At 66.6% G+C, this 23466-nt stretch carries 25 protein-coding genes; 12 read left to right on the top strand and 13 right to left on the bottom strand.

Features of this window, described 5'->3' with window-relative positions; genetic code table 11:
- Window positions 1-10: 10 nt before the first annotated feature.
- On the bottom strand, window positions 11-292 hold the full coding sequence (locus AC1RLU_RS06400; RefSeq protein ID WP_061968086.1) for a hypothetical protein: 282 nt from the start codon (window positions 290-292) through the stop codon (window positions 11-13).
- Here AC1RLU_RS06400 and AC1RLU_RS06405 point away from each other — a divergent pair.
- Window positions 291-2162: an ABC-F family ATP-binding cassette domain-containing protein gene (locus AC1RLU_RS06405; RefSeq protein WP_061968088.1), complete on the top strand. Its 1872-nt coding sequence runs from the start codon at window positions 291-293 to the stop codon at window positions 2160-2162. The genes AC1RLU_RS06400 and AC1RLU_RS06405 overlap by 2 nt on opposite strands.
- Window positions 2163-2206: 44 nt before the next feature.
- Here AC1RLU_RS06405 and AC1RLU_RS06410 read toward each other — a convergent pair whose 3' ends face one another.
- Together AC1RLU_RS06410 and AC1RLU_RS06415 are read right to left on the bottom strand one after the other, a co-directional pair.
- Entirely contained in the window at window positions 2207-2461 is a 255-nt protein-coding gene (locus AC1RLU_RS06410; RefSeq protein WP_492794553.1) for a hypothetical protein, read from the bottom strand.
- A gap of 69 nt (window positions 2462-2530) precedes the next feature.
- Complete coding sequence (locus AC1RLU_RS06415; RefSeq protein ID WP_492794554.1) at window positions 2531-2869, bottom strand: YciI family protein; 339 nt, start codon at window positions 2867-2869, stop codon at window positions 2531-2533.
- 133 nt (window positions 2870-3002) lie between these two features.
- Here AC1RLU_RS06415 and AC1RLU_RS06420 point away from each other — a divergent pair, with 133 nt between their 5' ends.
- Complete coding sequence (locus tag AC1RLU_RS06420) at window positions 3003-4136, top strand: MlaD family protein (protein ID WP_492794556.1); 1134 nt, start codon at window positions 3003-3005, stop codon at window positions 4134-4136.
- Window positions 4137-4162: 26 nt separating this feature from the next.
- Window positions 4163-4354, top strand: coding sequence for a hypothetical protein (locus AC1RLU_RS06425; protein ID WP_492794558.1), 192 nt, complete (start codon window positions 4163-4165; stop codon window positions 4352-4354).
- Here the strand turns inward: AC1RLU_RS06425 and AC1RLU_RS06430 are convergent.
- The 3 genes from AC1RLU_RS06430 to AC1RLU_RS06440 are packed head-to-tail and all read right to left on the bottom strand — an operon-like array spanning window position 4351 to window position 6779.
- Complete coding sequence (locus AC1RLU_RS06430) at window positions 4351-4788, bottom strand: hypothetical protein (protein WP_091859094.1); 438 nt, start codon at window positions 4786-4788, stop codon at window positions 4351-4353. The two genes, AC1RLU_RS06425 and AC1RLU_RS06430, sit on opposite strands and share 4 nt — an antisense overlap.
- Window positions 4785-5237, bottom strand: coding sequence for a DNA polymerase III subunit chi (locus AC1RLU_RS06435; RefSeq protein WP_492794559.1), 453 nt, complete (start codon window positions 5235-5237; stop codon window positions 4785-4787). The genes AC1RLU_RS06430 and AC1RLU_RS06435 overlap by 4 nt, the downstream gene beginning before the upstream one ends.
- A gap of 48 nt (window positions 5238-5285) precedes the next feature.
- Window positions 5286-6779, bottom strand: coding sequence for a leucyl aminopeptidase (locus AC1RLU_RS06440; protein ID WP_492794561.1), 1494 nt, complete (start codon window positions 6777-6779; stop codon window positions 5286-5288).
- A 155-nt stretch (window positions 6780-6934) separates the two neighbouring features.
- Between AC1RLU_RS06440 and lptF the strand changes: the two genes are divergently transcribed.
- From lptF to rsmA, 5 genes are read left to right on the top strand one after another with little or no spacing between them, the layout of a single operon-like run.
- The gene (lptF, locus tag AC1RLU_RS06445) at window positions 6935-8128 is read left to right on the top strand and encodes an LPS export ABC transporter permease LptF (RefSeq protein WP_061968101.1); all 1194 of its coding nucleotides are present in this window, start codon (window positions 6935-6937) and stop codon (window positions 8126-8128) included.
- Window positions 8128-9219, top strand: coding sequence for an LPS export ABC transporter permease LptG (gene lptG / locus AC1RLU_RS06450; protein WP_061968103.1), 1092 nt, complete (start codon window positions 8128-8130; stop codon window positions 9217-9219). Before lptF ends, lptG begins: the two co-directional genes overlap by 1 nt.
- A 49-nt stretch (window positions 9220-9268) precedes the next feature.
- Window positions 9269-11827 (top strand): LPS-assembly protein LptD, encoded by a 2559-nt coding sequence (locus tag AC1RLU_RS06455; protein WP_492794563.1) that lies wholly within the window; start codon window positions 9269-9271, stop codon window positions 11825-11827.
- A 54-nt stretch (window positions 11828-11881) separates the two neighbouring features.
- A complete protein-coding gene (pdxA, locus tag AC1RLU_RS06460) occupies window positions 11882-12904 on the top strand; it encodes a 4-hydroxythreonine-4-phosphate dehydrogenase PdxA (RefSeq protein WP_492794564.1) in 1023 nt (340 codons plus the stop codon).
- Window positions 12901-13749: a 16S rRNA (adenine(1518)-N(6)/adenine(1519)-N(6))-dimethyltransferase RsmA gene (rsmA, locus tag AC1RLU_RS06465; RefSeq protein ID WP_492794566.1), complete on the top strand. Its 849-nt coding sequence runs from the start codon at window positions 12901-12903 to the stop codon at window positions 13747-13749. The genes pdxA and rsmA overlap by 4 nt, the downstream gene beginning before the upstream one ends.
- Here the strand turns inward: rsmA and gmk are convergent, their stop codons facing one another.
- The 7 genes from gmk to fabD all read right to left on the bottom strand — a co-directional run bounded on the left by gmk (window position 13750) and on the right by fabD (window position 20523).
- Entirely contained in the window at window positions 13750-14397 is a 648-nt protein-coding gene (gmk, locus tag AC1RLU_RS06470; protein WP_061968109.1) for a guanylate kinase, read from the bottom strand.
- A 5-nt stretch (window positions 14398-14402) separates the two neighbouring features.
- The gene (locus tag AC1RLU_RS06475) at window positions 14403-15284 is read right to left on the bottom strand and encodes a YicC/YloC family endoribonuclease (RefSeq protein ID WP_492794567.1); all 882 of its coding nucleotides are present in this window, start codon (window positions 15282-15284) and stop codon (window positions 14403-14405) included.
- 111 nt (window positions 15285-15395) lie between these two features.
- Complete coding sequence (gene mltG / locus AC1RLU_RS06480; RefSeq protein ID WP_244492846.1) at window positions 15396-16748, bottom strand: endolytic transglycosylase MltG; 1353 nt, start codon at window positions 16746-16748, stop codon at window positions 15396-15398.
- A gap of 208 nt (window positions 16749-16956) precedes the next feature.
- Window positions 16957-18228, bottom strand: a complete 1272-nt coding sequence (gene fabF / locus AC1RLU_RS06485) for a beta-ketoacyl-ACP synthase II (RefSeq protein ID WP_492795231.1) — start codon at window positions 18226-18228, stop codon at window positions 16957-16959.
- Between the two features lie 55 nt (window positions 18229-18283).
- Window positions 18284-18520 carry an acyl carrier protein gene (locus AC1RLU_RS06490; RefSeq protein WP_061968116.1) on the bottom strand — a complete coding sequence of 79 codons (237 nt, stop codon included), beginning with the start codon at window positions 18518-18520 and terminating at the stop codon, window positions 18284-18286.
- Between the two features lie 265 nt (window positions 18521-18785).
- The gene (fabG, locus tag AC1RLU_RS06495; RefSeq protein ID WP_061968118.1) at window positions 18786-19523 is read right to left on the bottom strand and encodes a 3-oxoacyl-[acyl-carrier-protein] reductase; all 738 of its coding nucleotides are present in this window, start codon (window positions 19521-19523) and stop codon (window positions 18786-18788) included.
- A 55-nt stretch (window positions 19524-19578) separates the two neighbouring features.
- A complete protein-coding gene (gene fabD / locus AC1RLU_RS06500) occupies window positions 19579-20523 on the bottom strand; it encodes an ACP S-malonyltransferase (protein WP_492794570.1) in 945 nt (314 codons plus the stop codon).
- 333 nt (window positions 20524-20856) lie between these two features.
- Here fabD and rpsF point away from each other — a divergent pair, with 333 nt between their 5' ends.
- From rpsF to rplI, 4 genes are all read left to right on the top strand, one after another.
- Window positions 20857-21288 carry a 30S ribosomal protein S6 gene (gene rpsF, locus AC1RLU_RS06505; RefSeq protein ID WP_061968121.1) on the top strand — a complete coding sequence of 144 codons (432 nt, stop codon included), beginning with the start codon at window positions 20857-20859 and terminating at the stop codon, window positions 21286-21288.
- A gap of 2 nt (window positions 21289-21290) precedes the next feature.
- A complete protein-coding gene (rpsR, locus tag AC1RLU_RS06510; RefSeq protein WP_038367644.1) occupies window positions 21291-21536 on the top strand; it encodes a 30S ribosomal protein S18 in 246 nt (81 codons plus the stop codon).
- Between the two features lie 182 nt (window positions 21537-21718).
- The gene (locus AC1RLU_RS06515) at window positions 21719-22666 is read left to right on the top strand and encodes a DUF2232 domain-containing protein (RefSeq protein ID WP_091859061.1); all 948 of its coding nucleotides are present in this window, start codon (window positions 21719-21721) and stop codon (window positions 22664-22666) included.
- A 35-nt stretch (window positions 22667-22701) separates the two neighbouring features.
- Window positions 22702-23268, top strand: a complete 567-nt coding sequence (gene rplI / locus AC1RLU_RS06520) for a 50S ribosomal protein L9 (protein ID WP_061968124.1) — start codon at window positions 22702-22704, stop codon at window positions 23266-23268.
- The last annotated feature ends 198 nt before the right edge of the window (window positions 23269-23466 follow it).

The following is a 23466-nucleotide window of genomic DNA, read 5'->3' on the forward strand; positions in this document are numbered from 1 at the left end:
TTGGGGAGCCTCAGCTCAGTGGCACCAACGCGGCGAGCGCGGCAGCGCTGCCGATGATGATCGAGACGATGACCATGAGCGAGGCCGTAGCGGAGGCACGGCGGGAGCTGGCGTAGGACAGGCGGGTATCCATGAAGATAGCCTCGGCGAATCGCGGTTGACCCGGTTTCCCTTGGGTGATGCCCGGTGCGGGCGGCCCCAAGGCGAGATTTTGACGAAACGGTGACAGCGGCCGCTTGTTCCGGCTTTCGATTGCCTTTTCGAGCGCGGCAAGCCTAAACGGGCGCGCCATGCTCACTATCAACGACATCACCTACCGCCTCGGCGAACGCCTGCTGCTCGACCATACCGGTGCCGCCATCCCGGATGGCGCGCGCGTCGGCTTCGTCGGCCGCAACGGCACCGGCAAGACCACGCTGTTCAAGATCATCACCGGCGATCTCGGCACCGAGAGCGGCACGATCAGCCTGCCGCGGGGCCGGCGCATCGGCGGCGTCGCGCAGGAGGCGCCGGGCGGCCCGGAGACGCTGATCGAGGTCGTGCTCGCGGCCGATACCGAGCGCTCGGCCTTGATGACGGAAGCGGAGACCGCGACCGATCCGCACCGCATCGCCGAGATCGGCACGCGGCTTGCCGATATCGGTGCGCATTCGGCCCCAGCCCGCGCGGCGATGGTGCTGCACGGGCTCGGCTTCGACGAGGAGGCGCAGCAGCGCCCCTGCTCCGATTTCTCGGGCGGCTGGCGCATGCGCGTCGCGCTCGCCGCCGTGCTGTTCTCCGAGCCCGACCTGCTGCTGCTCGACGAGCCGACCAACTATCTCGACCTCGAAGGCACGCTCTGGCTCTACGACTACCTCGAGCGCTATCCGCACACCGTGATCGTCATCAGCCACGATCGCGAATTGCTGGACACCTCGGTCGACCACATCATGCATCTCGACCAGGGCAAGCTGACGCTCTATCGCGGCGGCTATTCCTCCTTCGAGAAGCAGCGCGCCGAGAAGCAGATGCAGCTCGCCCGCGCCAAGGAGAAGCAGGACGCCGAACGCAAGCATCTCCAGTCCTTCGTCGACCGCTTCAAGGCCAAGGCGACCAAGGCCCGGCAGGCGCAGTCACGCGTCAAGCGGCTGGAGAAGATGCAGACCATCGCCGCGATCGTCGACCGCGACGTGCAGCCCTTCTCCTTCCCCGGTCCGGAAAAGCCGCTCTCGCCGCCGATGATCGTGCTGGAGGATGCCGCCGCCGGTTATGGCGAGCGCAAGGTCTTGTCCCGCCTCAACCTCTCGCTCGCGCCCGACGACCGCATCGCGCTGCTCGGCTCGAACGGCAACGGCAAATCGACCTTCTGCAAGCTGATCGGCGGCAGGCTCGACGCCATGTCCGGCGAGATGAAGAAGTCGAGCAAGCTGGAAACGGCCTATTTCGCCCAGCACCAGCTCGACGAATTGCGGATCGAGGACACGCCGGTCGGCCATCTGCGCGACCTCATGCCGGATGCGCCGGAAGCGAAGGTCCGTTCCAAGGCGGCGCAGATCGGCTTCCCTGCGAACAAGGCCGATACGCCGGTGAAGCTGCTCTCCGGCGGTGAGAAGGCGCGCCTGATGCTGGGGCTCGCGACCTTCCATGGGCCGCATCTGCTGATCCTCGACGAGCCGACCAACCATCTCGACATCGACAGCCGCACGGCGCTGGTCACCGCGATCAACGACTATCCCGGCGCCGTCATCCTCGTCAGCCACGACCGCTTCCTGATCGAGGCCTGCGCCGACCGGCTTTGGCTCGTCGGTGGCGGGACGGTGAAGAATTTCGACGGCGACATGGACGATTACCGCACCTATGTGCTGGGCGCCGCCAAGGCCGAGAAGCGCGGCAAGCCGGCGCCGGATGCGACTGCCAAGCCCAAGGCCGACGAACGCAAGGAAGCGGCGACGAAACGGGCCGCGCAGGGGCCACTCAGGCAGAAGCTCAACCTCGCCGAGGCGCGCATCGCCAAGCTGACCGGACTGATCGAGAAGGTCGATGCGGCGCTCGCCAACGGCGCCTTTGCCCGCGATCCCGACAAGGCGATCCAGATCTCGCGCCAGCGGGCGGAGCTGTCGGAGGCGCTGGCGGCGGCGGAGGAGGAATGGCTGCTGCTCGGCGAGGAGCTGGAGAGTGCCTGAGGCGTCAGGTCTCCGGAATGCGGCGCAGCCGCGACCGGTGTGACCTACGGGCGCGGGACGCAAGCGCCGAGCCTCAGCATGGTGCCGGGCGGGCAGGTATGCGGGCCGGTGGGCTGCGAGATCGGCCGGACGGATTCGCAGCAGGCGCCGCGCACGACATAGCCGCTCGGGCAGCCGCCGGACCTTTCCATGCGGTCCTTGCCGTCTCGCGTCGGCCGGCATGAACCGGCAGCGAGCGCGTCATCGGCAGCGCCAAAGGCGACCGCGACCAACGCCGCAACGATGGCAAATCTGATCATGGGCGGCGATCTCCGATGGCGGCTATCGCCGGCGAATGGCGTGCTCGGCGGAAGCTGGCAACGGCCATCCTAGCTGGCCGGATCATACATGAACTCGCGCAGTTCCTGCGCGCAGCGGCAGGCCCGCGCGAGCTTCGCCGCCCATTTCACCGCCTCTTCGCGCGTCGGCAGCTCCAGCACCGCGAAGCCGCCATTGAGGCGGCTGCCCGGATAAATCTCCCCGGACACCGATCCATCGGCGGAGACGAGCACGGGGGCGACCGGCTCGTTGATCCCGCCGCCGAAGACATAAACGCCGGCCGCCTTGGCCTCCTCGATCACCGCATGGGAGTCGACGGAGGCGGCGTTCAGCTCCTCGTCCGGGAGCACCATCGCCTCGCTCGGAAAGGAGATGAGATATTTCGTCATGCCGCGATGATGCGTTGCAGATTGGGCGAAAACAAGCGGATGGGTCGCCGATCGCCTCGTGGCCGTCGCGACAGTAGACTATGCTGTCGACTCGGATGGCCGCTCCACCTGGCAATGAAAGACAATTCCGCCGATGAAATCGCGAGCAGCTCATGCGCTGATCGGTCTGGCTACGCTGGTCGTGCTCGCTGTGCTGTTCGGGCTCGGTTATTGGTTCAGCCGGGGGCAAGGCGACACCATCGACGTCAAGGTGGTCTTCAACGGCAAGGTCTCCGGCCTCGGCCGTGGCTCCAGCGTGCTGTTCAACGGCCTGCGCATCGGCGAGGTCCGGGACATCGACATCGAGCCGGATAATCCGCGCCAGATCTACGCCATCCTGAAGATCAGCCAATCGGCTCCGTTGCGCGTCGACACGAGCGCCCGCCTCGAAGGCCAGGGCCTGGCCGGGATCGTCGCCGTGCAGCTTCGCGGCGGCAGCCCCGCCGCTGCTCCGTTGATCGCCGGGCCAGGGCAGGCTCTTCCGACGATCATCGCGGAATCCTCCGAAAGCATCTTCGAAAAGGTCGGATCCATCGCGAAGGGCATCGATGAGGCTCTCGTCGGCATCGATGCCGCAATCCAGGCCAATGCGGGGCCCGTGACCGAGAAGATCAAATACGTGGAGAACCTGTCGGCCACGCTCAACAGCAATTCGTCCGAGGTCGACAAGTTCATGCAGAGCGTCAGCTCGGCGGCCGAATTCATCACGCCGCTTCCGGACAAGCTGAAAGACTTCAGCGAAGGTTTCATGGAGACCCTCCGATCCGTCGACAAGGATCGGGTCGCTTCAGTCATCGACGATGCCGATCAGCTTACCGCAAAACTGAGCGCTGCCGCTCCCGACATCGGCAAGACGGTGCGGAGCGTCGCCTCGATGAGCGAGAAGCTCAACAGGGCCGCCGATCAGGTCGATGGCGTGCTGAAAGGCACGCAAGCCTTCCTGACCGGTGCCGGGAGAGAAAACGGGGGAAGCGTCTTCGAAGACGTTGCCGAGGCGGCGAAATCCCTGCGCACGCTCGCAGACAATCTGGACCGGAGCTCGGCGGCGGTGGCGGCGAAGATCATCCAGTTCACGGGAAGCGGGCTGCAGAAGGTCGAAACATTCACCTCGGACGGCAGCCGCGCCCTCTCCGGCTTCGACCGTACGCTGCGCAATGTGAATCGGGACCCGCAAGGGCTGATTTTCGGGAGCAAGAACCGCATCCCGCAATATAACGGCTCGCGATAGAACAGGCGCCTGTCCGGAGAAGCCCGATGTCCGTCGCGACGATCCTCTGGCAAATCCCATTGGCTCTGGCCGGATGTTTCAGTGGCGCGTATCTCGGCCAGGAGATTCTCGGCGGCGGCGCGATCGGCTGGTCGGTCACTGGCGCGATCGTCGCGCTCTGCTGCGCCCCGCTTTTCAGGTCGCTGATGGCCCACCGAGCCCGGCGCCAAAGCCGCTAGCGTGAAGACGCGACCGCCCCCGGATCCCCCTGCCCGGGCTTGACGATCCGGCTCAGGCGGTTGTCGGTGAACATGTAGATCTCGCGGCCGCCGGGCTCGGAATAGAGCACCTGGACCTCGCGCTGGCCCTTGCCGCTTTCGCCGACCAGCACATCGGTCGGGCGCCCGCCCTTCAGCTTCACCAGTTCGCATTCGGTGATGCCGGGCGCGATCTCCTTCGGCAGCGGCCGGGTCGAAGGGTCGAGCGAGGCGCCGACGCTGCACTCACCTTCCGGCGTCAGGACCGGCTCCTGCGTCGAGATGCCGGCGCTGCCGGAGGTCGTCGTCGTCGTGGTGACGCCGCCCTTCGTCTCCGACTGGAAGGCGAAACCGCCCATATCGACCGAGCAGCCGGCAAGGGCGGCAGTGCAGAGCAACAGAACAGGCAGTCTCACGCTTTCTTCTCCCAACGGCCGGCGTCGTCCTGCTGCCAATAGCTGGCGGCATGGCCCGAGGCCCTGGCCTTCTTCCAATCCTCGCGGGCGGCAGCAAGCGCCTCGGGATCGTCACCATCGAATATCAGGACGACGCGCTCGTAGTCCTGCATTGCGTCGGGAATGCGGACCCCGTCGGCGCAGACCCGGACCTGTGCGGCATTCGGGTTATGCGCCTGCGTCGTCAGCACAATCGGATTGCTCGCCGCATCGGCCTCCAGTGCCGTGACATGCGGCAGGAAGCTTTCTTCAGCATAGGTCCAGAGGTGGTCGTCGAGCACGCTCAGCCGCTCCTGGCCGCCGACCTCGACGACGACCTTCTGGCCGCGCGACAAGGCGCGATCGAGGATCGTCGGCAGGACCTGCTCCAGCGGGCGGGACTGCAGATGGAAGAACAGGATCTCGGCCATCGAAGCCTTATATCCTAAAGGGTTGCCGGCATGTCCGCAGAAAGCGAATCAGCCCTCGTAATGGTCGGCGACCAGCCGGTCGAGCAGGCGCACGCCCCAGCCCGGCCCCCAGGAGCGGTTGATCTCGGAATTCGCGGCGGCCATTCCGGTTCCCGCGATGTCGAGATGCGCCCAGGGCGTGTCGTCGACATGGCGCTGCAGGAACTGCGCCGCGGTGATCGAGCCGCCATAACGACCGGCAGAGTTCTTCATGTCGGCGAATTTCGAATCGATCATCTTGTCGTAGGCCTTGCCGAGCGGCATGCGCCAGACCGTCTCGCCGGTGGCGATGCCGGCCGCCGTCAGGCGGGCGGAGAGCTCGTCGTCGTTGCTGAACAGGCCGGCATTCTCCTGCGCCAATGCAACGAGAATAGCGCCGGTCAACGTCGCCAGATTGATCATGAAGCGCGGCTCGAAGCGCTCCTGCGTGTACCAGAGCACATCCGCCAAAACGAGGCGGCCTTCCGCATCGGTATTGATGATCTCGATGGTCTGGCCGGAGAGCGAAGTCACGATATCACCGGGGCGCTGGGCGTTGCCGTCAGGCATGTTCTCGACGAGGCCGATCACGCCGATCGCGTTGACCCTGGCCTTGCGGCCGGCCAGCGCCTGCATCAGGCCGACGACGCAGGCCGCGCCCGCCATGTCGCCCTTCATGTCCTCCATGCCGGCGCCCGGCTTCAGCGAGATGCCGCCGGTGTCGAAGGTCACCCCCTTGCCGACGAACGCGACCGGCTGCGCATCTTTCTTTGCACCGTTCCAGCGCATGACGACGACGCGGCTTTCGCGGCGCGAGCCCTGGCCGACGCCGAGCAGAGCGCGCATGCCGATCTTCTTCAGCGCCTTCTCGTCGAGGATCTCGATCTCGACGCCCAGCTTCTCGAGCTTGGCGGCACGGTCGGCGAACTCTTCCGGATAAAGAACGTTCGGCGGCTCGTTGACGAGGTCACGCGCCTGGATCACGCCGGCAGCGATGGCGTCAGTCGTCTTCAGAGCCTTTTTCAACGGCGAGGGATCGGCGGCGCGCAGCGTGACCGTCAGCGGCTCGGCCTCATCCTTGTCCTTGCTCTTGGTCTTGTAGCGGTCGAAGGCATAGGTCCGCAGCCGAAGGCCGAGCGCGATATCGGCGGCCTGCTTCGCCTCGAGCGCGCCTTCAGGCAACGCGAGAATGATTTCGGCGCTGCGGCCGGCGCCGAGCCGGCCGGCGATGACGCCGCCCAGCTTGACGAAATCCAGCTTGGTGCGCTCGTCCTCAGGCCCGACGCCGACGACGATCAGGCGCTCATAGGAGGCACCTTCCGGCGACGGCAGCGTCAGCCCGGCCAGGGCCTTGCCCTTGAAACGCTCGGCGGCGGCGGCCCGGGTCAGCAGCGCCTGCGCGCCCTCACCCGCCCATTCCTGCGCCGCGTCGGGCACGGCAAGCCGGTCCGAGACGAGGATCACCAGATCCTGCCCTTCGACGGCATCCAGGGCTTTGATCTCGAGCTTCAGGCGCTGCGACATGATCCGCTCACAATCTTGCGAAAATGACAGGGGAAGGACAATTGACGGCAGAGGGCAAACGATTCCCGTTTGCGCCATGGTCGCGCCTATACCATAGGGTGTGTCCGACGAACCACCTCGGGGAGCGCCTTGCTCTCCTTCTCCGGAAACGACGCGTGCTTCTCAACCGCCTCGATCGCTACATCCTGAAGATCGCGGCGGTGGCGGCGATCGTGCTCCTGCTCGGCCTGACCGGCGTGATCTGGGTCACGCAGGCCCTGCGCGAGGTCGATCTCATCACCGGCAAGGGCCAGACGGTCCTGATCTTCCTGACCGTGACGCTGCTTTCGCTGCCGGCCCTGCTCGCCGGCATCGCGCCGGTCGCGCTGTTCATGTCGACGCTCTACACGCTGAACCGGCTCAACGGGGATTCCGAGCTGATCGTGATGAACGCCGCCGGCGTGGCGCCGCAGCGCATCACGCGGCCCTTCATCGTGCTGACGATCGCGACCTCGCTGATCGTCGCCTGGATGACGATCTCGGTGATGCCGGCGAGTTTCCGCATGCTGCGCGACCTGATCACGCTGATCCGCGCCGATTTCGTCGCCAACGTGGTCAAGGAAGGCCAGTTCGTCTCGCTCGATTCCGGTGTGACCTTCCATTATCGCGAGAAGGCCGGCGACTCGCTGGTCGGCATCTTCATGCAGGATCGGCGCGACCCATCGCAGCCCTCGATCTATCTCGCCGAGCGCGGCCGAACGGTCGAGGCCGAGGGCCAGAGCTTCCTGATGCTGGAAAAGGGCACGATCCAGCGCGAGGCCAAGAACACCAGCACGACCTCGATCATCTCGTTCGAGCGCTATGCCCTGAACCTGTCGGCGCTCACAGGCGACGCCAGCGGCGGCCCTGGCGAGGGCGACGGCGACAAGGTGATCTACAAGCCGCGCGAGCGCTCGACCTGGGAGCTGCTCCGGCAGGACACCAACGAAGCCTATTACAAGATCCAGGAAGGCCGCTTCCGGGCCGAGCTGCACAACCGGCTCTCGTCGCCGCTCTATCCCCTCGCCTTCATGTTGATCGCCTTTGCCGCCATCGGCGAGGCGCGCACCACCCGCCAGGGCCGCGCGCTGGCGATCCAGTCGGCGATCATGATCGTCGGAGCGACCCGCATCGCGGCCTATGCGGCCTGGACCGCGAGCGTGCGCTCGCCCTTTGCTGCCGCGCTGCTCTACATCCTGCCGATCCTCGCCATCATCCTGGCGACAGGCTTCATCTTCTACGGCGCACGGATCCAGCCAATACTGGCCCGTCTCGTCGCTCCCCTCACCACGCCGCTGGTCAATCTCGCGGCCCGTTTCCGGCGCGCCTGATGCTGCTGTTCACGACCTTCGGCCGCTATCTGACCAGGCGCTTCGCGCGCGCCATCGTCGGCGTCTTCAGCACGTTCTTCTTCCTGATCGGGACGCTCGATTTCGTCGAGCTGATGCGACGCGCCGGCGATTCCCCGATCGCGACGACGCCGCGCATCGTCCAGCTCGCGCTGTTCCGGGCTCCGGCCGTCGCCGAGCAGATCTTCCCTTTCGCCGCGCTGTTCGGCGGCATGTTCGCGCTGCTGACGCTGAGCCGGAAGCTCGAGCTCGTCGTCGCCCGCTCGGTCGGCGTCTCGGCCTGGCAGTTCCTGCAGCCGGCCGCGGCGGTCGCAGGGGTCCTCGGGCTGATCTCGATCATGATCTACAATCCCGTCGCGGCCGAGCTGAAGCGCAAGGCCACGGCGCTCGAGACGCGCCTGTTCGTCCGCTCCGGAGGCAAATCCGCCCTCTCCAAGGAAATCTGGCTGCGGCAGCGCAGCGTCGACGGCCAGGCGATCATCCGCGCCGCGGGCGCCCTGCCCGACGAGGACGGATTGTCGCAGGTCGCGTTTTTCATCTTCAATCCGAACGGCAGCTTCAAGGAGCGAATCGACGCCCGGCAGGCCCTGCTGCGCCCGGGGCACTGGGAGCTCGCCGATGCACGCACGACCTCCGCCACGGAAGAGCCACAGAGCTATAAGAGCTACGTGCTCGCCACGACGCTGGAGCCGGAACAGATGCGCCAGAGCTTCACCCCACCCGACGCGGTGGGCTTCTGGTCGATGCCGGCCGTGATCGACCGGACGCAGCGCGCCGGTCTCGACACGACCCCCTATGAGCTGCGTTATCAGTCGCTTATGGCGCGTCCGCTGCTGCTGATCGCGATGGTGCTCGTGGCCGCATCCGTTTCCTTAAGATTTTTCAGGTTTGGTGGTGTGACCAGACTGGTGATAGGTGGCGTCGCTGCGGGGTTCGTGCTCTATGTGGCGACACAACTGTCGGAGGAACTCGGATCGTCGGGAATCGTCAATCCGATCGTCGCGGCGTGGTTGCCTGCAGCATTGGGGGCAATGCTGGGAGCACTCGCCCTCCTCCATCAGGAAGATGGGTGAAACGTACTGTGCCTATGGTTAATTTCGAGTTTACGAGATGGGTCCAGGAGTGAACCGGCTAGCGCGCTTTGCTGCGGCGACGGCTCTCGCCTCCAGCCTGGCCTATCTGCTGGCCGGGCCGGCCTATGCCCAGAATCGGGCGGCCGGCACGCAGCCCAAGCCTGCGACCACGGCTGCGGCGAAGCCGCAGGACCGGATGGTCGTCGATGCGCGTGAACTCGTCTACGACAACGACAAGAAGACGGTCGCGGCCGTCGGCGACGTCCAGATCCTGTATCAGGGCCGGACGATCGAGGCCGATCGCGTCATCTACGACCAGGGCAACAAGCGGGTCACCGCCATCGGCAAGGCCCGGATCACCGAAGCCAACGGCACGGTCATCACCGGCGACAAGTTCAACCTGACGGACGATTTCCGCGACGGCTTCATCGACTCGCTGCGCGTCGTGAATCCGGACAAGACCCGCTTCTCGGCCCCCCGCGCCGAGCGGACGGATGGCGAGACCTTCGTCTTCGACAAGGGCATCTACACGGCCTGCGAGCCCTGCAAGGACAATCCCGAGCGACCGCCGCTCTGGCAGGTCCGCGCCGCGCGGATCATCCACAAGAAGTCCGAGCAGACGATCTATTACGAGGATGCCCGGGTCGAGTTCGCCGGCATCCCGATGGCCTACATCCCATACATGTCCGGCCCGGATTCGACGGTGAAGCGCAAGTCCGGCTTCCTGTCGCCGCGCTTCATCAACACCTCGGCGCTCGGCTACGGCGTCGGCCTGCCCTATTTCCTCAACCTGGCGCCGAATTACGACCTGACGTTCACGCCGACCTATTTCAGCCGCCAGGGCTTCCTCGGCCAGGTGGAATGGCGGCATCGGCTGGTCAACGGTTCCTACGCGATCCGGGCCTCCGGCATCTTCCAGCAGGACAAGGACGCTTACCTGGCGAGCCCGCTCGGCCCGCGCGACAAGGAATTCCGCGGTTCGGTGGAGACGAACGGCAAGTTCTTCATCAACCCGCGCTGGAGCGTCGGCTGGAACGCCTCGATGTCGACGGATCGCTGGTTCTACAAGAACTACCGCATCCGCAACGAGAGCCTCAGCGCCACGACCTATCTGCAGGAATCGATCTCGACGGCCTATCTGAACGGCCAGAGCGAGAGCGCCTGGTTCGACCTGCGCGGCTATTATTTCCAGCCCCTGAACTATCAGGACTGGCAGAAGCAACAGCCCATCGTGCTGCCGGTGCTGGACTACGACAAGCGCGTCCACAAGCCGTCCTTCCTCGGCGGCGAGCTCTCGTTCAACGTCAACATCACCAGCCTGACGCGCGACACGGCCGCCTTCTCGGAGCTGCCGCAGCAGAAGAGCTACCTGATCAGAACGCCGAGCTATTCGCTCTATGACGGCTGCGCCGTCTACGACAAGAACCACTGCCTCGTGCGCGGCCTTGCCGGCAATGTCTCGCGTGCGACCGCCCAGGTCGCCTGGCGGCGCAACTTCATCGACCCGCTGGGGCAGATGTGGACGCCCTATGCCTCGGTGCGCGCCGACGTCTTCTCGATCAACCCCGACACCAGCGGCCTCATCAATTCGCGCGTCTCGACGATCGCCGACACCTCGGACGAGGTCTTCGGCCGGGTGATGCCGGCGATCGGCCTGATGTACCGCTACCCGTTCGTCGCCAAGACCGGCTGGGGCACCCATATCATCGAGCCGGTGGCGCAGATCGTCGCGCGGCCGAACGAGACGAACAGCCTGCGCGTCGCCAACGAGGATGCGCAAAGTCTGGTCTTCGACGCCAACAACCTGTTCGAGTGGAGCGGCAAGTTCTCCGGCTTCGACCGCGTCGAGGGCGGGACCCGCGCGAATGTCGGAGCGCTCTATACCGGGCGCTTCGGCCAGGAAGCCTTCGCCAACCTGCTCATCGGCCAGTCTTACCAGCTCGGAGGGCGGAATTCCTTCGCCGGTGGCGACCTGATCAATACCGGCCTGAACTCCGGTCTGGAGACCCGCAATTCCGACTATGTCGCCCGCGCCCAGCTCTCGCCGTTCAAGGGCTTCTTCCTGACCGGCGCGACGCGCCTCAATTCGACGACCTTCGAAGCCCAGCGGATCGACGCCGCCGCGACCTATTCCAACAGCATCATCTCCGCTTCGGTCGGTTACGGCCGCTACGAGCCCCAGCCCGATCTCGGCATCTCGCGCCGCCGCGAGGGCCTGTCGCTCAACGGCTCGCTCAAGGTCGCCGAGAACTGGCGCCTGCGGGCCGGCGTGCTGTTCGATCTCGACAAGTATAAATACGATCGCGAGCGCTACCGGGACGCTTATGCGGCCTACGCGGCGGCTCCCGCGGCATCCGCTGTCCCGATCTATCCCAACAGCGGGCCGTTCCAGACCGCCTCGACCTCGTTCGGCATCAACTACACCGACGAGTGCACGGTCTTCGACATCAGCTATTCGCAGAGCTATGCCGACCGCCAGGCCGGGTCGACGAAGGATACGCGCACGGTCATGTTCCGCCTCGAACTGCGCACGCTGGGCGAGATCAGCTACTCGCAGAACCTTGGCGGGGCCTCCTCGTCGAGCGACGGCGTCACCTCGTCGAACTAGTCGTACCGGCCCGAAGCGACGGGCCGGATTCTTCTTCAAGGCGCGGAGTTCGTCTTGCCGGCCAAGCCGCTCGCATTGACACAGGGCGACCCGGCCGGCATCGGGCCGGAACTGACGCTTCGCGCCTGGCTGGAGCGCCGCGAACGCGCGGTGCCCGCATTCGCCTGTATTGGCGACCCCGATCACCTCGCCCGTATCGCCGAGCGGCTTGGATGGACCGTGCCGCTGCATATCTGCGACTGGCGCAATGCCGGGGCTGCCTTTGCCGATGCGTTGCCGGTGATTCCGCTCGCTTCCGGGGCTGGCACCGTCGTTCCCGGCAAGCCTGATCCGGCGACAGCCGCAAGCACGATCGGCTCCATCGACCGGGCGGTCGCCGCGGCCTATGCTGGCGAAGCCGCGGGCGTCGTGACCAATCCGATCGCGAAATCAGTGCTTTACAAGGCCGGCTTCAAGCATCCCGGCCATACGGAATATCTGGCGCATCTGGCTGCGCAGGGTGGTGTCACGCCGCGCCCGGTGATGATGCTCTGGTGCGAGGACCTCGCTGTCGTGCCGGTGACGATCCACGAGCCGCTGCGCCGCGTGCCCGAGCTTCTGACCACGGCGTTGATCGTCGAAACCGGCCGGATCGTCGCCGCCGAGCTGCGCAGCCGGTTCGGCATCGCCCGGCCACGACTGGCGATCAGCGGGCTCAATCCCCATGCCGGCGAAGACGGCACGATGGGCCATGAGGACGAGGGCGTCGTCGCGCCCGCCATCGCCCAATTGCGGACCGAGGGCATCGACGCGCGCGGCCCCTATCCGGCCGACACGATGTTCCATGCCCGCGCGCGGGCCGGCTACGACGCGGCGCTGGCGATGTATCACGACCAGGCCCTGATCCCGATCAAGACGATCGCCTTCGACGACGGCGTCAACGTCACGCTCGGCCTGCCCTTCATCCGGACCTCGCCGGACCATGGCACGGCCTTCGACATCGCAGGCCAGGGCATCGCGCGGCCGGACAGCCTCTGCGCCGCCCTGAAGCTCGCCGCCCGGATGGCCGAGCGCACTGTCACGGACACCGCTTCATGAGCCAGATCGACGACCTGCCGCCGCTGCGCGAGGTGGTGGAGCGCCATGGGCTGATGGCGCAGAAGGCGCTCGGCCAGAACTTCCTGTTCGATCTCAACCTGACGAGCCGGATCGCGCGCGCAGCCGGGCCGCTGGACGGCCAGACGGTGGTCGAGATCGGCCCCGGCCCCGGCGGGCTGACGAGGGCATTGCTGGCCAACGGCGCCGACCGCGTCATCGCGATCGAGCGCGACCGGCGCTGCCTGCCGGCGCTCGCCGAGATCGCGGCGCATTATCCGGGGCGCCTGGAGGTCATCGACGGCGACGCGCTCGCGGTCGACCTGTCGCCCCATCTCGGTGGCGGGCGGGCGCGGATCGTCGCCAACCTGCCCTATAATATCGGCACGCCATTGCTGGTCGGCTGGCTCAGCCTCGAACCCTGGCCGTCCTGGTGGGATTCCCTGACGCTGATGTTCCAGCGCGAGGTCGCCGAGCGCATCGTCGCGACGCCGGATGAGCGCGCCGATTACGGCCGGCTTGCCGTGCTCTCGAACTGGCGCTGCGAGACGAAGATCCTGTTCGACGTGCCGCGCAGCGCCTTCGTGCCGCCGCCGAAGATCACCTCGTCGATCGTGCAATTGATCCCGCGCCCGCAACCGGAGCCCTGCGACCGGCGCCTGCTGGAGCGGGTGACGCTGGCGGCCTTCGGCCAGCGCCGCAAGATGATCAGGCAGAGCCTGAAGGCCGTGCTGCCCGATCCCGCCCCGATCATCGCGGCCGCCGGCCTCGACGAGACGGCGCGCGCCGAGGAGATACCGGTCTCGGGCTTCGTCAGGCTGGCGAACGCGCTGGCCGCGCAGCGCTGATCAGGGCAGCTCTTCAGTCAGAAGCTGGTCGACGAAGTCGTTGAGGCCGACCGCGCGGCTGCGCTTCAGGCGCTCGGCCGTCAGGATCGCCTTGATCGACTCATAGGCCGCCTGGAGATCGTTGTTGACGATGACGTAATCGTACTGGTTCCAGCGCGCGATCTCGTCACGGGCATTGGCGAGACGCTTGACGATGACCTCCTCGGCATCCTCGGCGCGGCGGATCAGGCGCGAGCGCAGCTCCGCCATCGAGGGCGGCAGGATGAAGATGGTGACGACGTCGGCCCGCGCCTTCTTGACGATCTGCTGGGTGCCCTGCCAATCGATGTCGAACAGCACGTCGCGCCCGGCCGCCAGCGAGGCCTCGACCTCCTTGCGCGGCGTGCCGTAGCCATTGCCGTGGACCTCAGCCCATTCCAGCAGGTCATTGTGCTGGCGCATGGTGTCGAAGGCTGCGCGATCGATGAAGCGGTAATGCACGCCCTCGATCTCGGACGGGCGCTTGGCGCGGGTCGTCACCGAGATCGAGAGGTCGAGGTTGTTCTCGCTCTTGAGATTGCGGGTGAGCGTCGTCTTGCCCGCGCCGGAAGGCGAGGACAGGATCAGCATGAGGCCGCGGCGGGCCGGGTGAAGGGTCTCGGCAGCCATCCGGCTCACTCCACGTTCTGGACCTGCTCGCGCATCTGGTCGACGACCGTGCGGAGCTCGAGCCCGATGCGCGACAGGCCGGGATCATTGGCCTTGGCGCAGAGCGTCGAGGCCTCGCGGCCGAATTCCTGCGAGAGGAAGTCGAGCTTGCGGCCAATCGGCCCACCCTTGGTCAGCAATTCCCGCAAAGCCGCGACATGGGCCTGCAACCGGTCGATCTCCTCGCGGATATCGGCACGCACGGCGATCAATGCCGCTTCCTGATGGAGGCGCTGCGGATCGAAGCCGTTATTCGCCCCGAGCAGGGCCTCGACCTGAGCTGCGATCCGGGCGCGGATCGCCTCAGTGCTGCGGGCGGGGTGCCCCTCCGCCTCGCCGGCGAGGCGGGCGATGGTTTCGAGATGGCCGAGGACGATCGCTTCGAGCGCGCGCCCTTCGGCGGCCCGCGCTTCCTTCAAGGCATCCGTGACGGCTGCGAGGCCGGCAAGGGCCGGGGCCTCGACCGCGCCGAGCGCGTCCTGCGCCTCGTCGGCATAGTCGACGACGCCGCGGATGCCGAGCAGCCCGTCATAGGATGGCGGATTGATGCCGGCGGCCGGCGGCAGCCTTTCGACGGCCTCGAGCAGCGCGGCCAGGACGGCCTCGTTGACGCGCGGGCGCGGCGGACCGGCATCGCTGGTGACGGCAAGGTTGACGTGAAGCGTTCCGCGCGAGAAGGCGGCGCCCAGCTTCTTGCGAGCGGCCTCGGCGAGGACCTCGAAGCCGGGCGGGACACGGACACGCAAATCGAGCCCACGCCCGTTGACGCTGCGGATTTCCCAGGCCCAGCCATGGACTCCGGCCGTTCCCGCCGCGCGGGCAAAGCCCGTCATGCTTTCGATGGACATTGCCCCTGCCGCCTTCATTCAAGATCGGCGGGACCGTAGTGGCGCGCATCCATGACAGCAAGCGGGCTGCCGCCGGAAAATGGGGATTGCGAGCCTTCCGGGGCCTGCAACTCAGGGCTTGAGCTGCGGCACCTGCTTGGGCGAGTTCAGGTCGAAGCTCTTGTTGAGCAGCGGATCCCGCGTCGTGCCTTCCGAAGCGTCGAAGGCGCGGGCGCGTGTTCCCGCAATCGCACCGGTCGGCTGGGCGACGGGGACGCCAGCGGAGCCGGTATTGTCGGCTGCGGGCTGCGTCGTGGCCGGCGCCTCGGTGCGGTTGTCGGGACCGGCCGGCGGCTCGACCTTGTCGACGGCCTCGGCCGGCGGCTTGCCGCCCTGCTGCTGCGTCCGCGTCGTCTCGATCTGGCGCCAGCGTCCGACATTGCGGTTGTGCTGCTCCAGCGTCTCGGCGAAGGCGTGGCCGCCGCTGCCGTCGGCGACGAAGTAGAGATCCTTGGTCCGCGAGTGGTTGACCACCGCCTCCATGGCGGCGCGACCGGGATTGGCGATCGGCCCCGGCGGCAGGCCGTTGATGACATAGGTGTTGTAGGGCGTCGCCTGCGTGATCTCGCTGCGCTGGATCGGCCGGCCGAGCGTGCCCTTGCCACCGACGAGGCCGTAGACGATCGTCGGGTCGGATTGCAGCCGCATCTTCTGGTTCAAACGGTTGATGAAGACGCCGGCGACGCGCGGCCGCTCATCGGCGCGCCCGGTCTCCTTCTCGACGATGGAGGCGAGGATGACGAGTTCCTCGGGTGTCTTGATCGGGAGATCAGCGGGCTTGCGCAGCCAAATGCTCTTCAAGATCGCATTCTGGCTCCGCCCCATCTGATCGATGATGCCCTTCCGCGAAAAACCGCGCGGGAAGCGATAGGTGTCGGGCAGGATCGAGCCCTCCTTCGGCACCTGTGCGATCTCGCCGGTCAGGAGGTCGTTGTTGCGCAGTCGCTCGACGACCTGCTCGCTCGTCAACCCCTCGGGAATGGTGATCGAATGCTCGACCACCTTGCCGCTCGAGATGATGTCGAGGATCTCCTGGGGGCTGATACGCGCCTTGAACAGGTACTCGCCGGCCTTGAGCTTGTGCCAGTCACCGCCGACGACGGCGGCGACGCGGAACGAAAGCGGGTGCTCGATCAGCCCCTCGCGCTGCAACAGTTCGGCGATCTCGGTGAGCCCGCTCTCCCTGGGGATGATCACGGCCCGGTCGCTGGCCAGCGGCCCCGGCGCCTTGCTCTGGTTCGAGACGACGGCGATCCCGGCGCCGACCACGCCGGCGCCGACGAGCGCAACCGTGAACAGCCCGCTCAGCATCGACAGGAAAGGGCTGCGCCGGCGGCGGCGGACCTTCGGCGGCGGCGCGGGAGGCGCTACGGGCTTGAGGGCCTCGCTCGGACTCTTCGGGGCGACGCGGGGCGTATCATTCACGATCAGGACGCTCGCAGCACGGGGGTGATGATCTCGGCACGGTGCAAACTGGACCGCGCCTGCCGGAGTGGGCATGCAGCCGCACTCAGTCGGGCGACGGCATTAGAGCCGGTTTCGGTGCGGCTGTGAACGCGGAATCACGCATTCAGCCGCAGTCGTCGCCAACTCTACCCAAGATTATGGCGAAACCGCGCTGTTTCGCAGCGGTTCAATGCTCGGGCCTGTAGCGCCGCATCACCAGCGAGGCATTGGTGCCGCCGAAACCGAAGGAGTTCGACAGGGCGTAATCGATCTCGCGCTTGCGGGCGACATGCGGCACCAGGTCGATCTCGGTCTCCACCGAAGGATTGTCGAGATTGATCGTCGGGGGCGCGGTCTGGTCGCGGATGGCGAGCACGGTGAAGATCGCCTCGATCGCACCGGCGGCGCCGAGCAGATGGCCGGTCGCCGACTTGGTCGACGACATCGACGGACGCCTCGAGGCATTGGCCAGCAACCGCTCGACGGCGCGCAATTCGATCTCGTCGCCGAGCGGCGTCGAGGTGCCGTGGGCATTGATATAGTCGAGGTCGGACGCCGTGATGCCGGCGCGATCCAGCGCGGCCTGCATGCAGCGATAGGCGCCGTCACCATCCTCGGAGGGCGAGGTGATGTGATAGGCGTCGCCGGACATGCCGTAACCGACGATTTCGGCATAGATATGCGCGCCGCGGGCAAGCGCGTGCTCGAGTTCCTCGAGCACGACGACACCGGCGCCCTCGCCCATCACGAAGCCGTCGCGATCCTTGTCATAGGGGCGCGAAGCCTTTTCGGGCGTATCGTTGAAACCGGTCGAAAGCGCGCGGCAGGCGCAGAAGCCGGCAATGCCGATGCGGTTCACCGCGGATTCGGCGCCGCCTGCGATCATGACCTCGGCATCACCCAGCGCGATCATGCGGGAGGCGTCGCCGATCGCATGCGCACCGGTCGAACAGGCGGTCACGACGGCATGATTCGGGCCTTTCAGCCCGTGCTCGATCGAGACATAACCCGCCGCCAGATTGCTCAGGCGGCCGGGAATGAAGAAAGGCGAGAGGCGGCGCGGGCCGCGCTCCTTGAGCAGGAGCGAAGCCTCGTAGATGCCGCCCAACCCGCCGATACCGGAGCCGATGGCGACGCCGGTGCGGGTCTGATCCTCGTAGCTTTCCGGCTTCCAGCCGGCGTCCTGCAACGCCTGCGTGGCCGCCGCCATGGCGAAGACGATGAAATCATCGACCTTGCGCTGCTCCTTCGGCTCCATCCACTGATCGGGATTGAAGGTCCCGTCGCTGCCGTCACCCCGTGGGATGTTGCAGGCGATCCGCGCCGGCAGATCGCTGGCGTCGAAGGATGTGATGGGGCCGGCGCCGCTGGCACCGGCAAGAAGGCGCGACCAGGTCGGCTCGACGCCGCATGCAAGCGGCGTCACCATGCCGAGCCCGGTTACGACAACACGCCGCATCGGATAACTGCGAGAAGCCATGGCTCTTTCTGCGTAGACCAACCCTTAAGGTCGATCAGGCGCTCTTCGACGACAGGAACTTGACGGCGTCGCCGACGGTCACGATCGTCTCGGCGGCATCGTCCGGGATCTCGACCCCGAACTCTTCCTCGAAGGCCATCACGAGCTCGACGGTGTCGAGGCTGTCCGCGCCCAGGTCCTCGATGAAGTTGGCGCCGTCGACGACCTTGTCGGCCTCGACGCCGAGGTGCTCGACCACGATCTTCTTCACGCGCTCGGCAACATCGCTCATGGGTCTCTTCCTTAGACTTTGAAACTGAAAACGCATCGCAGGGGTGCGACGCGGTGGAGGAATCTCATTCCGAGCCGCCGCGCCACCTGGAGGGGGCCCGCGATCCGGAAAGCTTGAAGCCTGCACAAACGCAACAACCGAGGTTTCGTCAAGTCCCCTCGGAACGCCCGGCGGCAGCGAGACGGCGCTAGTTAACATACCCTTTACGGACTGGCGAGAGCGCTTCCAGCTTATCAAAGCCGATCCGGAATGGGCGCTAACGCCCCTAGATCATTGCCATTCCGCCGTTGACGTGCAGCGTCTGCCCGGTCACGTAGCCGGCCTCCGTGCTGGCGAGAAAGGCGACGGCCGCGGCCACATCCGCGCCCTCACCCAGCCGCCCCATCGGCACGTCGGAGAGGATGCCCTCGCGCTGCTTGTCGTTGAGCGCCTGGGTCATCGGCGACTCGATGAAGCCCGGCGCGACCACGTTGACGGTGATGTTGCGGCTCGCGACCTCGGCTGCGAGCGCCTTGGACATGCCGATCAGGCCCGCCTTGGCGGCGGCGTAGTTGCCCTGGCCGGGATTGCCCATCGTGCCGACGACGGAGCCGATCGCGACGATTCGGCCGTAGCGGCGGCGCATCATCGACTTCACCGCGGCGCGCGACAGCCGGAAGGCCGCGGTGAGGTTGACCGCGAGCACGCTGTCCCAGTCCTCGTCCTTGAGCCGGATGAACAGGTTGTCGCGGGTGATGCCGGCATTGTTGACGAGAATGTCGAGCCCGCCAAGCTTCTCCTCGGCAGTCGGCACGAGCGCCTCGACCGAATCCTTGTCGGAGAGATTGCAGGGCGCGATCACGACGCGCTCGCCGAGCTCGGCCGCCAGCGCTTCGAGCGCTTCCGCGCGCGTTCCGGAGATCGCGACGCTGGCACCCTGCGCATGCAGTGTCCGGGCGATGGCGCCGCCGAGGCCGCCTGTCGCGCCGGTCACCAGGGCCTTGCGGCCGGTCAGATCAAACATGTTCGCTCCCCTTGTTCGGCATCCTGCCGCTGCAGCCCGTCCCGGGTTTCTGCACTTATTCCTTGCGGGCCTTCCAGGCCGCAACGTCATCGGCCGTGCCGATCGAGACCGGCGCCGCGCCTGCGACGATACGCTTGACGAGCCCGGCCAGCACCTTGCCGCTGCCGGCCTCGACGAAATCGGTGACGCCAGCGGCCGCCATCGCCTGCACGCATTCGCGCCAGCGCACCGTACCGGTGACCTGTGCGACGAGCGAAGCCCGGATCGCATCGGGGTCGCTCAGCGGCGCGGCACCGACATTGGCGACGACCGGCACCACCGGCGCCTGCATCGCGACCTTGGCGAGCGCGTCGCGCATGGCGTCGGCGGCCGGCTGCATCAGGGCGCAATGGAACGGCGCGGAAACCGGCAGCAGCATGGCGCGCTTCACGCCGCGCTCGCCGGCCAACACGATGGCGCGGTCGATCGCGGCCTTGGCGCCGGAGAGCACGACCTGACCGCCGCCATTGTCGTTGGCGGCTTCGCAGACTTCACCCTGCGCTGCGGCCGTGGCGATCTCGCGGGCGAGATCGAGCTCGGCACCGAGCAGCGCCGCCATCGCGCCCTGCCCCGCCGGCACGGCCTTCTGCATGGCGTCGCCACGAATGCGCAGCAGGCGGGCGGCATCGCCGATCGAGAAGGTCCCGGCCGCGGCCAGCGCCGAATACTCGCCGAGCGAATGACCGGCGACGAAGGCTGAATCGCGCTTCAGGTCGAGCCCGGCTTCGCTTTCCAGAACCCGCACCACCGCGAGGCTCACCGCCATCAGCGCCGGCTGGGCATTGGCCGTCAGGGTCAGCTCCTCGGAAGGCCCTTCCCACATCACGGCCGAGAGCTTCTGCGACAGCGCCGCATCGACCTCGTCGAAGACCGCCTTCGCGACGGCGAAGTTCTCGGCCAGGCTCTTGCCCATGCCGACGGCCTGCGAACCCTGGCCCGGAAAGATGAAGGCTGTGGTCATGTGCGGAACGCCTCGTTCTTCACTACTTATGTATTATGACGGGGCTGTCACATCGGTTTAGCGGCCAAGTCAAGCACAACGCCCATCTTTTCCGCCCGACAGACGCTCGTCCACACGAGATTCCGGTTGCCACGACGCACCGGACACTGTAACCACCGCCTCCTGCTTGTTCGGCCGGAGGCTGAACGGATGGCGCTTGCCCGCAAGGAAGAGCGCAGGTTCTTCGGAACCGTCATCCCGTGTCTCCGCCTTCGATGAAATCCTGTCGGGCCTTATCCAGGGCTCGGAGGGCTCCGCGCCGGGCGAAGCAGGGTGAAACAAGGAAGGCCACATATGGCATTGTACGAGCATGTGCTGCTCGCGCGGCAGGATGTCAGCGCGCAGCAGGTCGAAGCTCTTGTCGAGCAGTTCAAGGGCGTGATCGAAGCGAATGGCGGCGCCATCCGCAAGGTCGAGTACTGGGGCGTCAAGTCCCTCGGCTACCGCATCAAGAAGAACCGCAAGGCGCATTACACGCTGCTGAACATCGAGGCTCCCTCCGCCGCCGTGCTGGAGATGGAGCGCCAGATGCGCATCAACGAGGACATCCTGCGCTTCATGACCATCAAGGTCGAGGAGCTCGAGGAAGGTCAGTCGGCCATGCTGCAGAAGCGTGACCGCGACGACCGTCCTGAGCGTGGCGGCGACCGTTTCGACCGCGGCCCGCGCCGTGATCGTCCGCGCCGTGACGACGAAGCGACCGAAACCGCCGAAGCGGAGGCCTGAGAATGTCGACTGCATCCGCTGGCGCCCGCCGCCCCTTCTTCCGCCGCCGCAAGTCCTGCCCCTTCTCGGGCGAAGGCGCCCCGAAGATCGACTACAAGGACGTGCGCCTGCTCTCGCGCTACATCTCCGAGCGCGGCAAGATCGTTCCGTCCCGCATCACGGCGGTCTCCGCCAAGAAGCAGCGCGAGCTCGCCCAGGCGATCAAGCGCGCCCGCTTCCTCGGCCTGCTGCCCTACGTCATTCGCTGATCCGTTCATTCGGTTCCGGCACACGATAAATCCCGGAGGCGTACCTTTCGCCTCCGGTTCTCGCTTTCAAGATCAACCAGTCGCCCGTCGGTGAAACTCCCTCGGGTTCGTTGAGGCCAGAAGCCTCTCACCCTGCCGAGCCCACAAGGCTTGCGAGCAGCGGGACAGCAGGACGGACTAAAATGATTCCGATTGTCGGCATCGGCGCGGGCCTCGTTTCGGCCCTGCTCTTCTCAGTGGTGATCACCGGATCGCCGCTGGCTGCCCTGCTGTATTCGGCCGCTCCCCTCCCGATCTTCATCGCATCGCTGGGCTGGAACCACCGCTCCGGGCTGTTCGCCACGGTGGCCGGTGCGCTCGCCGTCGCGGTTGCGCTGGCTCCGACCGGCGGCATCGCCTTTGCCCTGATCATCGGCCTGCCGGCCTGGTGGATCGCCTATCTCGCCCTGCTCGCCCGCGGCGACATCGAGGGCCGGGTCGAGTGGTATCCGCTCGGCAACCTCTTGCTCTGGATCGCTGCCACCGCGGCGCTCGCGACCGTCGGCAGCGCGCTGGTGATGACCACCGATTACGAGACCTATCGCTCGGTGATCGCGCGCATGATCGAGAACCTGCTGGGCGAGATGGTGCGCGGCAAGCTGATCGCATTGCCCGCCGATATCCAGGTGAAGGAGCTGGCCGACAGCCTGGCTCCGGCCGTGCCGCTCGGCATCGGCGCCTCCTTCGTCACCACCATCACGGCCAATCTCTGGCTCGCGGCCCGCACGGTGAAGATGTCCGACCGTTTGCCGCGCCCCTGGCCCTTCATTCCCTCGACCACGCTGCCGCGGCAGGCCCTGCTGCTGCTGATCGCCGGCGCCTTCGTCGCGACCACGGGCGGCTTCATCGGCGTTGCCGCGATGGCCTTCGTCGGCGCGCTGCTCGCCGCCTTCATGTTCAGCGGGCTCGCCACGCTGCACGACATCTCGCGCGGCCGTGCCTGGCGGATGCCGATGCTGATCTCGGTCTATGTCGCGCTCGTCGTGATGCAGGCCCTGCTGACGCCGCTGCTCGCGATCGCCGGCGTCATCGACACGCTTCTCGGCCTGCGCAGGCAGGCCGCGCTGCCGCCTCCGCCTACCCGTTCCTGAAACCCTGACCACAGACAGATCAAGGAGAAGACAAAATGGAAGTGATCCTGCTCGAACGCGTCGCCAAGCTCGGCCAGATGGGCGACGTCGTGAAGGTCCGTGACGGCTTCGGCCGCAACTACCTGCTCGCCCGCGGCAAGGCGCTGCGCGCCACCGAAGACAACAAGAAGCGCTTCGAGAGCCAGAAGCTCGAGCTCGAGACCCGCAACCTCGAGCTGAAGTCGGAAGCCGATGCGGTCGCCGAGCGCCTCAACGGCCAGAGCGTCACCATCCTGCGCCAGTCCGGCGAGTCCGGCGTGCTCTACGGCTCGGTCTCGACCCGTGACATCGCCGAGGCCCTGACCAAGGACGGCTTCAACGTCTCGCGCGGCCAGGTGACCCTGAACACCCCGATCAAGACGCTCGGCCTGCACACCGTCCCGGTCGTGCTGCACCCGGAAGTCGCGGTCACCGTCACCGTCAACGTCGCCCGCTCGGCTGAAGAGGCCGACCGTCAGGCCGCCGGCGAGAACGTCACGGCCCAGGAGAGGTTCGATCTCGACGATCTCGGCCTCGAGGTCGGTGCGGCGCTGGCCGAGGCCGGTGGCGACGACGATCGCTGAGCCTTATCGCTCCCGAAACGAGTCAAGGGCGCCGTGGCAACACGGCGCCTTTTTCGTCTGTCCTGTGAACTGCGGGAATAGACCCTCAACATGCTGGCAGAAGCTGGCGGAGTGCTAAACTAGGTTCACTCCGACTCAGTTGCCGCCATGCGTTCCGCTCTCCGCGGTCGAATGCCGGCTTGAACACGTAAGTAAGAG

This window comes from Allobosea sp. GW822-FHT05A11, assembly GCF_058800455.1.